The sequence below is a fragment of the Rhodococcus qingshengii JCM 15477 genome, assembly GCF_023221595.1.
GTDB classification, from domain to species: domain Bacteria; phylum Actinomycetota; class Actinomycetes; order Mycobacteriales; family Mycobacteriaceae; genus Rhodococcus_F; species Rhodococcus_F qingshengii.
Genome location: NZ_CP096567.1, coordinates 88622 through 102772, shown reverse-complemented (window position 1 = coordinate 102772; position 14151 = coordinate 88622). Strand labels below are relative to the sequence as shown.

At 61.5% G+C, this 14151-nt stretch carries 15 protein-coding genes and 1 pseudogene; 7 read left to right on the top strand and 9 right to left on the bottom strand.

The genetic code is table 11. From position 1 onward, the window contains the following. Positions 1-195: 195 nt before the first annotated feature. The 9 genes and pseudogenes from M0639_RS31465 to M0639_RS31420 all read right to left on the bottom strand — a co-directional run bounded on the left by M0639_RS31465 (position 196) and on the right by M0639_RS31420 (position 9532). Positions 196-699, bottom strand: coding sequence for a hypothetical protein (locus M0639_RS31465; RefSeq protein WP_156525091.1), 504 nt, complete (start codon positions 697-699; stop codon positions 196-198). 1090 nt (positions 700-1789) lie between these two features. Next, positions 1790-2230 carry a hypothetical protein gene (locus tag M0639_RS31455; RefSeq protein ID WP_064075465.1) on the bottom strand — a complete coding sequence of 147 codons (441 nt, stop codon included), beginning with the start codon at positions 2228-2230 and terminating at the stop codon, positions 1790-1792. Positions 2231-2957: 727 nt separating this feature from the next. Beyond that, a complete protein-coding gene (locus tag M0639_RS31450) occupies positions 2958-3203 on the bottom strand; it encodes a hypothetical protein (RefSeq protein WP_021343300.1) in 246 nt (81 codons plus the stop codon). Positions 3204-3432: 229 nt separating this feature from the next. Next, positions 3433-3867, bottom strand: coding sequence for an ATP-binding protein (locus M0639_RS31445; protein WP_156525092.1), 435 nt, complete (start codon positions 3865-3867; stop codon positions 3433-3435). A 645-nt stretch (positions 3868-4512) separates the two neighbouring features. Continuing rightward, positions 4513-4746, bottom strand: a complete 234-nt coding sequence (locus tag M0639_RS31440; RefSeq protein WP_030537927.1) for a hypothetical protein — start codon at positions 4744-4746, stop codon at positions 4513-4515. A 303-nt stretch (positions 4747-5049) separates the two neighbouring features. Further along, positions 5050-5688, bottom strand: coding sequence for a hypothetical protein (locus M0639_RS31435; RefSeq protein ID WP_064075466.1), 639 nt, complete (start codon positions 5686-5688; stop codon positions 5050-5052). A 292-nt stretch (positions 5689-5980) separates the two neighbouring features. Then, positions 5981-6384, bottom strand: a pseudogene (locus tag M0639_RS31430) (IS6 family transposase); the annotation flags it as partial. Positions 6385-7481: 1097 nt separating this feature from the next. Further along, positions 7482-8519 carry a methionine synthase gene (locus M0639_RS31425; RefSeq protein ID WP_064075476.1) on the bottom strand — a complete coding sequence of 346 codons (1038 nt, stop codon included), beginning with the start codon at positions 8517-8519 and terminating at the stop codon, positions 7482-7484. 20 nt (positions 8520-8539) lie between these two features. After that, entirely contained in the window at positions 8540-9532 is a 993-nt protein-coding gene (locus M0639_RS31420) for a putative oxygenase MesX (RefSeq protein ID WP_064075468.1), read from the bottom strand. A 125-nt stretch (positions 9533-9657) separates the two neighbouring features. On the opposite strand from M0639_RS31420, the gene M0639_RS31415 reads away from it, so the two are divergent. The 7 genes from M0639_RS31415 (at position 9658) to M0639_RS31395 (ending at position 13974) form a co-directional block, all read left to right on the top strand. Next, on the top strand, positions 9658-10605 hold the full coding sequence (locus M0639_RS31415) for a LysR family transcriptional regulator (protein WP_064075469.1): 948 nt from the start codon (positions 9658-9660) through the stop codon (positions 10603-10605). 441 nt (positions 10606-11046) lie between these two features. Then, a complete protein-coding gene (locus tag M0639_RS35270; protein WP_428481023.1) occupies positions 11047-11217 on the top strand; it encodes a hypothetical protein in 171 nt (56 codons plus the stop codon). 66 nt (positions 11218-11283) lie between these two features. Continuing rightward, entirely contained in the window at positions 11284-11937 is a 654-nt protein-coding gene (locus M0639_RS35265; RefSeq protein WP_428481022.1) for a hypothetical protein, read from the top strand. An 11-nt stretch (positions 11938-11948) separates the two neighbouring features. After that, positions 11949-12146: a hypothetical protein gene (locus M0639_RS35260; protein ID WP_428481021.1), complete on the top strand. Its 198-nt coding sequence runs from the start codon at positions 11949-11951 to the stop codon at positions 12144-12146. Between the two features lie 80 nt (positions 12147-12226). After that, positions 12227-12958, top strand: a complete 732-nt coding sequence (locus M0639_RS31405; protein WP_231915202.1) for a TetR/AcrR family transcriptional regulator — start codon at positions 12227-12229, stop codon at positions 12956-12958. Continuing rightward, positions 12873-13544, top strand: coding sequence for a TetR/AcrR family transcriptional regulator (locus M0639_RS31400; protein WP_064075471.1), 672 nt, complete (start codon positions 12873-12875; stop codon positions 13542-13544). The genes M0639_RS31405 and M0639_RS31400 overlap by 86 nt, the downstream gene beginning before the upstream one ends. A 55-nt stretch (positions 13545-13599) precedes the next feature. Continuing rightward, positions 13600-13974, top strand: a complete 375-nt coding sequence (locus M0639_RS31395) for a hypothetical protein (protein WP_156525093.1) — start codon at positions 13600-13602, stop codon at positions 13972-13974. The last annotated feature ends 177 nt before the right edge of the window (positions 13975-14151 follow it).

The window sequence follows — 14151 nt, the reverse complement described above, 5'->3', positions numbered from 1 at the left end:
GAGCGCCGGTTGTTTCTTCGTCCGTGGTGATGGCTTGGTCTGTTCACGACGTGGTGGAGTGCCAGCCGGCAGGCCGGGCGAGCGTGATCGTGCTAGGTGAGGCGCGGGTGGGAAGAGTCTTTCGGGATGGGAATCGCGGGGTCGTGGTGGTCAAACATTCGTCCTGCGTGGCTCGGCTTTTGGTGGACTGGACAATCAGAGGAGCCCTGTCTTTTTGAAGAAGCTAGTGACAGCAGCGCTGTCGGTCATGCTGTAGACGTCGATTGTGAGGCCTGTTTCCATGTTGACGTAACTTCCCGATACTTGTCCGGTGGCGCCGTCACTGATGTTGACTCCTGCTGTGCGGGAGTCGTTTTCGACCAGGGTGTAGTTCCCGTAGTCGTATTCGCCGTATCCGAGAAGTGTCTTTTTTGCTTGTTTCAGGTCGAGGCTGGCTGTGAAGCGATTGCCGTATTCGGAGAAGCTTTCGGCGAGTTGATTGGATTTTTTGATATCGCAGCTGATCACGAGGGCACCGTCGGTGGTGAAGGTGGATTGGCGACAGTTTTCGGAGGCACTGCTCAAAGCTGTGGGGAGGGCCGCTTTGACGGTGCCGGCGTCGGTGACCGGTCCGGCAGTCGTGGTCGTTGAGGATGTGCTGCCAGCGGCTGCTGGATTGTCCACGTTCGAGTTGCCCGGTGACGGGCGCAGAACGATCACGGCTGCCACGATTGCGCCGATGACGACGAGAGCGCCATGATCCTGCCGATTGACTTACCTGGAAACGCGCAGCTTCGAAACATCAGGCACACGCTTCCGGGCGGGGGATGCGCGCGGGCGATGGGCGTTCCCAGCGCCGTTGGACTCGCGCCGCTTTGCACGATCAAGTGACCAACCTGACGGCGCTCGTGGCACTGGAGTTGGTGCAGTGCAGCTGGGAAACCGACGGGCGTTCGACGGTTCGGAGCGTCGGACGATGAGTTGCCGGGGGCCATGTTGTCTTCGTCAAGCGGCAGTCACGGCGAGTGATCGATAGGGTTCATGGTTCTTGAGCATGGCGTAGAGAACATCGCAGCGACTTCCGGCGAGGCAGATGGGCGGCGGTGTGCTTCTTTCCTTCGACTCGTTTTCGGTCGTAGTAGGTGCGACTGGCAGAATCGTGCAGCACGACGAACGCCGAGAGGAACAGGACGCGTTTGCAGTCGCGGGAGACGGGCGTCCCGCCTCCCGTCGAGTGACCAGCCGGTCGACGGGCGCCCGCAGGAAACATAACTGCGAAACCCACTACTGCACAAGGATTTCCTGATTTCAGGGTCATGTCAGGCGCGCCGGCAGCGCCAGGGATGTCCGTTGAGTGATTCGATCTGTGCGCGGCGGTCACCTGTTCTGCTTCCGGGTGGGGAGCTCGCTGGCTGATGATCGGCGCGCATCGAACCTTGGCACCGATGCTGGAGTCGCTCCGTAAGAGAAGCAGCGTCAGTGCTACAGACTGTGCGTCGTAAGGTTGGTCTCTCACGGCGTGCAGAGCCCGCCGGCGTAGCGCTCACTTGTGAGCTGGCGGGCACCACCGTTTTCTGGCGGCATTGCCTGAACCGTCTGTATCGACGAGTCGTGGATCACCGTAGAGAATAGATGTGGTGGTCAGTGGCCCGCCGAGGAGAGTGTCGGCTCCCTCGGCGGGCCGGTGGACTTCTGCGGCGAACCGTGCGGTTCGAACACGCCCGAAGCCGGCCGAGGCGACCGTCCTGCGACCGTGAGAACTGGTTCCCGATCGGTGCCGCTCTCAAACAGTGCCGGATCAGGGGCGGCTCTACTTGGTCGCCAACTCCGGGCACCGGTATGCCACTGCTCTTTCAGCGACACGAGTCATCATCTCCGCACTGACCCCGGTCTCGGTCGCCATCGCGGCGGAGACGGCCCCCAGTGCTCCCGGCCCTTGGGCGTTCTCCATGTCCAGACACACGATGTTCGACATCTGCTGCGCCGCCACGACAGTGACCTGCTCCCCGGTGATGGAGGCGAAATCGGCAGCGAGTTGGGCAGCTTCCTCGGGGCGTTGCTGGATTTGCGCTTGCGCGCCCTCGTTCATCATCTCCCCGAATTCGTCTGTAGGAGCGGGGGTGGAAGAAGATGCGCCGACAGTGGGCACAGCAGATTCTTGCAACTCCGGTGGAGTCTCGTCCTTGTCTGCGCACGCGGTGATTCCAACGGCTATCGCGGCAACGACCAGCAACTTCTTCATGCTGGTCATCTCATCAGAGAAACCCGCGCACGGATACCCGAGCTCTCTTTCTGCACGTGGATGCCCTCGTGTGAGTGGGCGTCGATGGTGGACTCGAGGAGGTCGACGGACCACGGGTTCTCCGGAGCAATGACCGATCCTTGAGAGGTCCATTCCGGTTCTCGCAGTCCCGGTGCTCGAAACCAGCTGTGCTGTTCTCTGAACTGATTTTCTTGGCAGGGTCTTCTCGGTGAGACCCCTTTTCGGTCCTCACCCGGTTGCAGCATGAGGCGACGGTTGCGGTGCTCGCACGAGCGTCAGCACGACGGTAGACAGGGTGCCCCTGCGGCTTGCATCTTCGTTGGCATCGGGCAGCGGCGCCAAGCACAGCTCGCGGTGATGCTGTTGGACCTCGTGACGCTCCCGGGGCGTGATCCAGTCACCTTCGTAGACGAGATCTCCGCAGTATCGGCACCGCGTAGAGAAGTATCCTGTGGCCGGATTCGGTGCGTTGATCTTCGAGATTCTGCACTCCTCTCGCGTAGAAGGGGCCCTGCCTCCGTATCGACGTCGCCGTCGTTCCGCCGGGCCTCCCTGGCAACTGCCGCACGCTTCAGGTGGCTGCAGCGTCCCCGTTTCGCGCAGTGGGGCTGCTCAACCGGAGCGTATCGAACGTCATGCGGATCATCAGGGAAGGGACGGCGCGCGAATCTTTCGAATACGTCCCGGGTAATTCGACGGAACGGCGAGGTCGACCCTAGGCGGAGTGAAAGGTGTATCGCCGGCTCATCGCAGCGAGGGCCTCGTCGTCGTCGTCGGAGAAGGCAGTCGCCTGCGCCCAGATCAACGCTTGCAGGTAGTCCTGATGGCGTTGGAGAAGTTCGTCGGTTGAAAGCCCTGCATACAAAGAATCATTCGGTCTCTCCTCGGCCCTGGCGATGCCGGCGAATTGCGCCAGGTACGCCGCGAGAGCGGCAGCACGGCGACGACGACTTGCAGGCATGAGTTTTCACCTCGGCTTCGGAGCGGATGCGACTACGAAGCCGAGGTGACCTCACACGCATGTACTCGAGCAACTCGTCGACTCCACTACCCCCCACAGCAATACTAGAGCTATCGACACCACATCGACGATCGTTACAGTGAATGAAAAAATGTAATGGATCGCATGCCGGAACGGCCCCGGGAACGTGTCGGGTCCGGTGCGTCTCGATCCGGGTGATCGGCGGGACTCACCCGCCTGATGGGAAGGCTTTTTCCACGCTGATGGTGACGGACAGTTCGTTCGCCGCGGATGGTCTTGCGGGTTTTTGGTCGAGTGTCGCGTTGTCGACGAGGGCGGCGAGCACGAACCATCCGAACGAAGAACTAAGGGCGTCGACCGGAGCGTGGGTGGTGGCGGTCAGGTACACCCGCAGTGAGCCGGGACCACTGTCGACGACGCACACCACAGCGCTCGCGCTGCGGGCGTGATTGACGAGAATGGCAGCGGCTTCGTCCACGGCGAGGACGAGATCATCGAGTGCATCCCGCGAAAGAGGATGACGAGACACGACTGTGCGCACCATCGACCGGAGCATCCACAGGTGGTCGGGAGAGGCCGGAACGGACAGCGACAGGGACGAGGCGGTCGGTGAGACGGTCGCCTGCTCGAAGCACATGGGCATGGGGCTCCTGTTACACGAAGAAAAGGTGCGAACCCCTGCGATGTCCGCGATCGCACCCTCGAACGAGGAATTTGATCCCCCGTCCAGTTAACCGGAATGTGTAGGCCCCAAACATGGGCACAGCTCAGCAAGAAGGGCACACGTCGCCGACTGCCGAGGCGACCCTCTGCGCGTCGAGGTGACAGCGATTTCGTGTCCGCACGTTTTTCCGTCAGCTCAGAACTGCGGTCACTTCGGATTCCATGAGAATTTCAGGTTGGACGATGGACGAGCCGAGCTGACTGATTGCAAGAGGATGCACCGGCACAATCACACCGTGCAGTGCATCGCCCGGACACCGGTGCAGCTCCAGCGCGTGAGAGGCCCTCGGTGGCCGAGGCGGTGATCAGTTTCAGAGAACGACTGAAGGTTCGGCGCGACATCATGACCGAGACGATCGCGCTGGCCGGAGCCGGCATGATGCCTGTGTGTGGGGCGCCGCACTCTCGATGAATTTTGCCGGACATCCGCATCAGCCGCGGAGCCGACGAACTGCGAACCGGATTACGGTTGTCTTTCAGCTAGGTCAGTGCTTCGCTCATCGCTTCACCGCTCTGGCGGGTGCCGTCGGTGGAGGCTAATGCCGCGCCGTCGGGATCGGCTTGTTCAGGGGTGCGGGTTCCTGCGTGGTGCGGGTTGGATCGTTGCTTCGAGTCGGGTGAGCCGTTGTTCCAGGGCGCTGGTGACGGCGAGCAGTCCGAGCAGGGTGGGTTCCGTGATGTCGCGACCATGTTGGGCGTGATCGAGCAAGGTGGTGCGTAGAAGCTGGCACATGGCGGCGTCATCACTGATGGGTAGTTGTTCGAGTGCGGCGGTCAGACGCTTGGCGGGGAAGGTCACGGGTAGCTCCTGCACATGTCAATCATGCAGGCACAAGAGATGAAGTGACTGCCTGTCGTGGGGTGGGTAGTGCGCTGGAACCGAGGCGGAAAGCAGCGCACCACGAGCAGGAATGTTACTGCGTCAATGCTGATCGGCTGTTACCCCGGGGGTGAGGAGTGCTCTTGCCCTGCGGTCGGCGGCGACCTCGGCGCAGGGTTGGCTAAGGACGCTGGGCTCTTCGGAGGAGCGGCATCGACGGCGTTCGACGGAGTGGCAGATTCGGTGAGGGGCGTAGCAGCAGCTCCGTCTACTTCTCGGTGCTCAGCGTGAGTCGAGAGTGCGCCACAGTGGCGGGGTGTCGTCGCCGTCGCTGTTGGCGAGGGTGCGGATTCCGTCGGCGTCCCGGGCGAGGATGTCGGCGAAGTAGGAGCGGTTGGCTTCGTCGAGTCCGTCGGGGAGGTTCGCGCCGCGCAGGATGGATGCCGCGGCCGCATCGAGGTACCGGGCGATGCGCAGGAGCAGTGGACGTGGGGTGGGAACGAGGGAGGTGCGAGCGTCGGCGGTAATCATGCCGAGGGTCGAGAGCAGTGACAGCCCGGTGACGGCTTCGATGTCGTCGAGGTTGATATGGGCAACTTTCAACGCTTCGGCCAGTGCTGCGGTGGTGAGTCCGACGGCGGCAAGCGGCATGGAAATACTGCGTTCGAAAGCGATGAGGTCGGCGCCGGGGGCTTCGTCGGAGAGCGAGACCGCCAGTGATTGGGCGAATGCAAGGAGACGCTCATCCGTGAAGGCATTCTGCGCGGTACGGCGACTGACACCCGTCAGTGTCATGTGTTCGGAGATTTTGTCGGCGAGAATTGTCTGTGCTTGGTCGTCGGTGACGGTGAGCCCGAGGTCGAGCAGAGCGGCCCGAAGTTCGGCCGATCGTGCGGCGAGCCAGATGGATCGCGGTCTCATCACTGCTCCCGTGAAGGTGAAAGTTGTGTTGTCGAGGTGAGCTTAGATCGACCGTCATCGAGCGAACACAGGGGACGCTCGAAGACGCCGAGAGATCAGTCGAACAGTAGGGTCCGTCCTGGGGGATTGTCACATTAACGTGAATGTTCGGTGACAGAGTGTGTTCGGATGCGTGGTGATGCAACGGCCCTGTCGCAGGCGCCTTTTCAGGCGGCGACGGCGCTACCGGTAGCCTCGCGTCATACGGCGAACTGATCAGCCAACACCTGCCGGTACTCACCGGCCGACAGCAGCCCTTGAGCAGGTTTCGGAAGAACTGTTTGGCCGCCTTGGTATTTCGACGGGACTGAACTAGCACGTCCAGGACTGTGCCGTCTTGGTCGACGGCACGCCACAGGTAGTGCTGAACTCCGTTGATCCGGACGAAAACTTCGTCGAGGAACCACTTGTCGCCGGGGCGAGCACGGCGGCGACGCAGCCGATTCGCGTAGGCCTGCCCGAACTTGTCACACCATCGCCGGATCGTCTCGTAGGAGACCACGACACCACGTTCGAGCATGAGTTCCTCCACGTCGCAAAAGCTCAGCGTGAACCGAAAATCGTGAACCGAAAATACAGCCACACACAATGGTCGATGATCTCGCCGGGGTAGCGGTGGTGACGCTTGTACGACGGCGCGGCGGTGGTGGTCACGATCGAAATCGTGCCAGCTGGCCCTCGATAGCTCGTCAACGTGACAATGCCTCGGGCCCACTCCCACCGGGCACAGATGTGATCAGACGGGCCTGCTCAGCAGCGCTGGAATACTTGACGCCGCCGATCTTGCAGGAGTGATCGTGGTGGAAGAATGAGGGGATGCGCCCGAACAGGTAACCCGACGGTTATCTGCATGGGCTGGAGTTCCTGAGCGGGGTGTACCCCGATGATTCGAGGGTGATCGCCGAGCGCGGGATCGTGGCCGCGCTCGATGATGACGATGATGATGCGTTCGTGCTCTTGCTTCGCTTGGTCGGACCAGATGCCCGGCGTTCGCGGATGAACTGTGGCAGTTGATCAGTGGTTTTCTGAACAGTCGCCGCGTCGAGGAGTTGTTCGGTAGCTCGGAGAATGCCGGGTTGGCGGATCTCAACACAGAGAGGTCCGAGATACCGCCCACCTCCTACTCGACCGAGGATCCAAGGTGAGAGTGCCTGACGGCTACCATCGTGCCAAATAATTCAGGAAGAACGTGCCACATAATTCCGAGACTCACACGGTGGTGCTCGTTAATTTTCATGATGCGTTTGACTTGCGTGAAAGCCCAAACAGTGGCGTTCGGTACGCCCGAGGCGTACCCGACCGGCCGTTGCATAATCAGACGGGCCGATACTGAGCCCGCAACCGGACGCGTAGCTTTCCCGTTCGAGATGAACCTACGACCACCTGATGCTGACGTGCAGCGGCATATCGATCGGAGGCCTGTAATCCGCCGATTCTGTCGTCATCACTACCTTTACCCCAGGAGACGATAGCTGCGATCGGTACTTGCCCACCGTGTCACCACAGCTCCCCAACCGAACAAGGCTGCTGGCCCTTTCGGCGGCTGGCATAACCACACCTCGTCACCCCCGGTCACTGGTTTCTGACCACTCTGCGGTGGACCGGCCCAGAACTCGCCCCCTTCGGCCCGCCAGTACGGGCTTGATCACAGCCCCCAAGTCATCGGGAATCTCGTCGACGCGCAACACATACCCCGTATCACGCATCAAACATTGAGCAGCCCGCTCTTAACCGGTGAGATGAGGCCCAACAGGTTAGGACTTCGCGGTCGATAGCTCCTCAAGAACGATGCGCGTACCCGCGCTGAGCGCGCTCAACTTCGCCAGTGCAATGCCTCGGGAGAAGGGCGCCATGCCGCAATTCGTGCTCGGCAGAAGCTTGTCCGCGTCGACGAACCTGAGAGTGTTCCGAATGGTGGCGGCGACTTCCTCCGGAGTCTCGATCTTCTCGTTCGCCACGTCGATGGCACCGAGCATGACCTTCTTGCCCCGGACGAGTTCGACGAGGTCGATCGGGACGTGGGAGTTGTGGCATTCCAGCGAGATGATGCCGATGCTGGACTGCTGCAGGAGGGGGAACGACTCCTCGTACTGTCGCCACTCCGAGCCGAGGGTGGCCTTCCAGTCGGTGTTCGCCTTGATCCCGTAGCCGTAACAGATGTGTACTGCAGTCTCGGTGCGTAATCCCTCTGTTGCTCTTTCCAGCGTCGCCACGCCCCAGTCCTTCATCTCGTCGAAGTAGACGTTGAACGCTGGCTCGTCGAACTGGATGATGTCGACCCCCGCAGCCTCCAGGTCTCGTGCCTCCTGGTTGAGGATCGTCGCGAACTCCCACGCCAGCTTCTCGCGGCTCTGGTAGTGGCCGTCGTAAAGCGTGTCGATCATCGTCATGGGGCCGGGGAGTGCCCACTTGATCGGCTGATCGGTCTGCTGCCGGAGGAATCTCGCGTCGTCGACGAAGACCGGCTTGGAGCGGCTCACTGCGCCGACCACGGTAGGCACATTCGCGTCGTAACGATTGCGGATCCGAACCGTCTCGCGCTGCTCGAAGTTGACCCCGTCGAGATGCTCGATGAATGTCGTCACGAAGTGCTGACGGGTCTGCTCTCCGTCGCTGACGATGTCGATGCCGCGATCGCTCTGTTCCTTGGCGGCGATACGCAGTGCATCTTGCTTGCCTTCGACCAACTCATCGCCCTGCAACTTCCATGGCGCCCAGAGGGTTTCAGGCCGGGCGAGCCACGAGGGCTTGGGCAGGCTGCCGACGATGGACGTGGGCAAGATCTGGTTCATGGTCGACTTTCCTCCGGTGGTCATCCGACGAGAACGGGGAAGCGGGCGGCCCACTGTTCGAGTAACTCGCGGTGGGGCTTCACAAAGTGGTCTTCCGTGTACTTGCCCTGCTTGGTTGCCAGCTGATCGCGTTCGATGCGGTCGTAGACGATCGGGGTAGGCGAGTAGTCCTGCTGATCCAGGGTCGGTCGGTAGATCTCAGCGGCGGGCGAGTTCGCGTTGTAGATTTCCGGCCGATAGATCCTCTGGAAGGTCTCCATTACACTGATCGTGCCGATGAGCTGAAGGTCGGTGTAGTCGTTGAGCAGATCGCCGCGGAAGTAGAACGCGAGCGGGGCGACACCGTCGGGCGGCAGGAAGTACCTGACCTGCAGCCCCATCTTCCCGAAGTACTCGTCGGTCAACGAGTAGTCGTCCTGCTGGTACTCGACACCGAGGGTCGGATGGTGATTCCGGGTCCGGTGGTAGGTCCGGCTTGTGGACACGCTGATGCAGATCACGGGATCGACCGCGAAGCGTTCCCTGTAGGCCTCGGAGTCGAGGAAATGTTGGAACAGTTTGCCGTGCAGGTCACCGAAGTCGCCGGGCACAGTGAACTCAGAGGCGCCCTCGTTGACTGCCGGCAGTCGAACACTGAAGTCGAAGTCGCGGACGTAGGAGGAGAAGTTGTTCCCGACGATCCCCGGGAATCGTGCGCCGGTGAGGCGATCGACGATCTGAATATCCAGTACCTCGATCAGGGGGAGCCGGTGATCCGCGCCGTCCGAGCTGAACTGCAGCTCCGCGGAGACGATCTCGAGCTCGACGGCGTAGCGGTCCAGGCCCGGGTTGTCCCGGCGTGCGAGACCATTGAACCGGTCATTGATCATCGCCAGGGTTCGGCGGAGGTTCTGCTGACGGTGTTCGCCTCGGGCCAGGTTGGCGAAGTTCGTGGTGGTCCGAGAATGCTCCGACGGCGAGTAGTCCTCGTCGAAGCGGGCGGTGGTGATGCTGAACGTGAATTCGTTCGACATGAACGTCCAATTCGGGTCTTGATCGGCCGGGCTCGGCCTTGCGGAAAGTCTCTGCCACTATCCTGCAGTTCCAGTTCAGTTATCGGGTAACAAATGTTTCCTATGGTCCTCTATAGCATTTAGCTATGGCGCGAGAGTCCAGAGGCATCACACTGCAGCAACTGCATTACTTCATCGAGGTCGCGGCGGAGGGGTCGATCACCGGCGCCGCGGACCTTCTCTACGTCGCCCAGCCGACCATGTCTGCCGCGATGAAAGACCTGGAATCCCGAGTGGGACGCACCCTCCTCACTCGATCGGCCCGTGGGGCGACGTTGACCGAGGAGGGCGCGGAGTTTCTCGGCTATGCCAGGCAGGTCGTCGAGCAGATGTCGCTGCTGGAGCAGCGCTACCTCGGTCAGCCACCGTCCCGTCGGCTGCTCGGAGTCTCGGCTCAGCACTACTCATTCGTGGTCGAGGCGTTCATCCGGATGGTGGACTCCGTTGACGCGGCACAGTACGAGTTCTCGCTTCGTGAGACCCGGACCTGGGACATCATCGAGGACATCCGGATGCTCCGCAGTGAAGTGGGCATCCTGTACCGCAATGACTTCAACCGGAAGGTCATCGACAAGCTTCTGCGAGATTCCGGTCTGGTGTTCCGCCCGCTTTTCGCCGCGGTGCCGCACATCTTCATCTCCAGGCAGAACCCGTTGGCCTCCCGAGATCGCGTCGCTCTCGATGATCTGGCCGACCTGCCACGGCTCACCTTCGACCAGGGCGCGAACAACTCGTTCTATTTCGCCGAAGAGATCCTCTCCACCCTGTCGAGCAAGCGGGAAATCCGGGTCTCCGACCGCGCGACAATCTTCAATCTCATGATCGGACTCGACGGTTACACGATCTCGACCGGCATCATCAGTGACGATCTCGACCCCGAGATCGTCGCCATCCCACTCGCCGTGGACGAGAGCATCGAGATCGGCTGGATCAGCCATTCCGGGGTCCCGCTCACGGCGCAGGCACAGCGCTACCTCGTCGAGGTGCGTGCCGTCGTCGCCGACTACGGAATCGAGCTGCTCGACTCTCCGTGAATCGGGCCGCGAGTGCGGCTCACGGTCGGCGACAAGGTGCGGATGGAGGGAACGGACCACGTGATGGTCGACGGCAACGGTGTGAAGTCTCGCTTCAACGGCTGGCGGCCTGCGTCTACACCCCTGCGGAAATATCCCGGGGGGGTCCCACAGGCGACCGCGTATCGCAGGTACGCGGTCTGGGGGGGCTGAGGTGCTCCGACTCCACGAGAACGCACAGGGGTTCGTTGCAGCGGTGTTCGCAGACTCTTCCATCGGCTAGTTTGTCGTTAATTAGGAGCGCGAAAGATTGATGCTCGATGCTGAATATGTGTTGCGCGCCGATGAGATTCCCGATGACTTGTGGGCTGTGAGCGAGCCCGTTCTGCTCCCCCACTGGCGGGCCGAAGGGTGCTTCCGTGGAACGACCACCGATTGCCCCTGGAAGGAAAGAACCCAGTCATGACCGACTTTAGCCTTCGGGCAGCTCGCATTCAGCTAGGCGCATTGCTCGCCGCACTGGCACTCGCGATCGTCATTGCGCTCGGTACCACCACCGGCGCATTCGTACTTTCCTTCGCCGTGCAACGCGACCTCGCACGGCAAGCACTGATCCCCGAACACCTGACCTGAATCTTCCCTGCGATCGTCGACAGCGCCATCCTCGGCGCCACCATCGTCATCATCAGCACGCTCAACATGAACGAACGCGACAGAGGCTTCTACATCGCCCTCGCAGTCAGCGTCGTCGCGATCAGCATCCTCGGAAACGCCTACCACGCCTATCGCGCAGCAATCGCCGTACAGGAGTCAATCGATGGTGGGGGAGACCTTGGGCTCATTCCACTTGCGCCGGCCATTGCGGCGGCCATAGCGATCATTCCGCCGGCCCTGGTCTTGGCATTCACCCACGGAATCACAATCCTGGTGAAGGCAGTCGGAACGGCCTACGCCACTTACCGTGCGATCGTCGAAAATGCCACCGAAAGTGAGGATTCACAGAGTACTGCGTCTGACCTCACCGTAGGCCGGGGACCAATCCGCGTCCCTCAGCCCTGCGAGAAGTTCGCCCACAATATTGCGGACCATCGGGAGTCGGATCTAGACGTAGACGCCACAACGGCGGATGCGAAGGCCTGCATTGACGACGCTATTGCGGACTATGCGGAACCTTTTTTCGTGGATGAAACGATGAACGACCTGGACGAGATCCTCGACTCCCAAGACACCGCTGCGGAGTCCCCAGCCCGCCGCGATGCCGAAGAAGCACAGGCCGACACCGATGCCGACATAGACGACCTCATGTCCTTGAGCGCCCGGTCGAATCCCGGTCGAATCTCGCGAAGAATGTGAAAGATACAGCAGTGCGCAAGCTCACAAACCCGAACCTCACGTGGGAGACCATCGCTCTGGAAACGAAACCGCCTGTCGCGACATCGACCGCATGGCGACGGTACGAGAAGTTCGATACCGCAGCCCGCGAAGCAGGATTCACGAGCCCGCCATTGCCCGACCTTCGGTCCGCCGAGAACATCGCTGACCGCGAACTCACCACCGTCTGAACAAGTCTCACCAACAAAGGTGGCCCCGACAATGCTGTAACACCGCCGGGGCCGATGACCACAGAAAGCACCTGTGACCAATGAACGATCATAACGAGCTCTCCGAAGGCATCGACCACGGAAAAACCGGCCGACCACCGATGCAGCCACGAGCGAAAATCACCCGCGAAGCGATCCTCGAGGCGTCCGCAACCCTGTTCAGCAAAACGGGATACGCGGGCACCACCATCGACGACATCGTCACACTCGCCCCGGTCACCAAGGGCGCGATGTACTTCCACTTCTCGAAGAAGGAATCCATCGCGAGGGAGATGCTTGGCCGCTGGTCCGACGCAGTCACCGCGACAGTCGGGAAAGCGATCGCAACCGGTCAACCCGCCGACCGGCAAGTACTGATGATCTACCGCGAACTCGCCCGCCGCACCCAAAACGAGGCGATCATCCGCGCCGGCCTCATCCTGTCCGTCGACAAGTCGCTCGGCGGCGCCCGCGCCACCTACGAAGCGTGGACCGCTGCGATTGAACCGATCGTCGTCGACGCGAGTCGTTCCGGCGCCCTCGACTCCGCCGTGTCGCGGTTTGCCGATACTCTCTGCGCCGGTTTCGTCGGCGCTGTGCAGGTGGCCGCCAGCCTCGACGAGAACCACACCATCAGCAGGCGGATCGACGATCTACTGCTGATGTGGTGTGGAACGGACCCGTTCGCATGGTCGAAGGAGCATCTCTGTGAACAGCCCCATCGAATCGGCGAACGTCCCGGAAAATGCTGCCACCACGACAACTCACCGGATCGGTCGCGTCCCCGGCAGTAAGAACTCGGCAATGCAGGACCGTGCAGTGCGAACACGCGAAGCGATCATCGTCGTCGCAGCCCGGCATTTCGACACCGACGGATACGGCCACACCAGCATCAACACCCTCAGCGCTACCGGAAAATTCGCCAAAGGCGCAATGTACTACCACCTCCCATCCAAAGAAGCGATCGCGCAGCACGTCATCTCGGACTGGAACCGCACGCTCGACGAAACCGTCAGCGAAGCACTGGCGGCTGGCCCGCGCACTAGCCTGGGGGAGAAGCTGGCAGCGATCTTCACGTCCCTCGCTCGTCAGATCGCCGAGGACACCAATGTGCGGGCCGGCATGAAACTCACCCTCGAACCCACCATCGACAAGGCAGCCGGCTTCGCACACTGGGTCGACGCCATCAGCGACATCATCGACACCGCCATCACCACCGGCGAACTCACCGACACGCCCACCACACACCGACTCGCATGGAACCTGTGCGCCGGCACCATCGGAGCCGTCAACGCATCAGCGGTCCTGCACGAAAACGTCGACCTCACCACCCGCATCGAGGACATTGTCGCAGCGCACCTCCGCGGCGCACTCGGTTGATCGCACCTCATGTCAGAATGCGAAAACCACAATGGAAGCCGGGGGACTGTCAATCATGGGCACGACGCGGTCAGGTTACGGTGCACCTGAACCCGAATCCGCTGCGCAAGCATTGGTCCGGGTCGGCACCTTCATCACCCACCACCAAGCCTGCGGCGATCTCGTCTTCCAGAAGCGAGTCGACGCGGCCCGCATCACCGAAGACCTACTCGCCGAACTCCACAGCGAAGCAGTCGCCCTGTGCGCAGCGCTCGAAGGGCACGCGGTGCGCATCACGACGACTCTCTCCTGTGTCGTCGATGAGGACAAGAAATATGTCTTCGCTGCGACGCCTGCATCGAAGCGCAGGCTCTTCCGTCCTACTCGACATCACACCGCGATCGTCGAACTCGCCGGAGCAACCGGCTTCACCCTGGGGCAAACTGGGTAGACCAGATGATGTGGGACCTGGCGGTTGTGAGAATTCCGCCGATCAGGATTCTCGGGTGGTGGCGGAGTCCGGGCCGATTGGCGGTATCGACGTCTATCGAAGACGACCGCGCGGCGTTTGACCTAGCCCTAAGCGGCGGCGACCGTCAAAAAGTTGGAAGATCACACCACCTTGAAT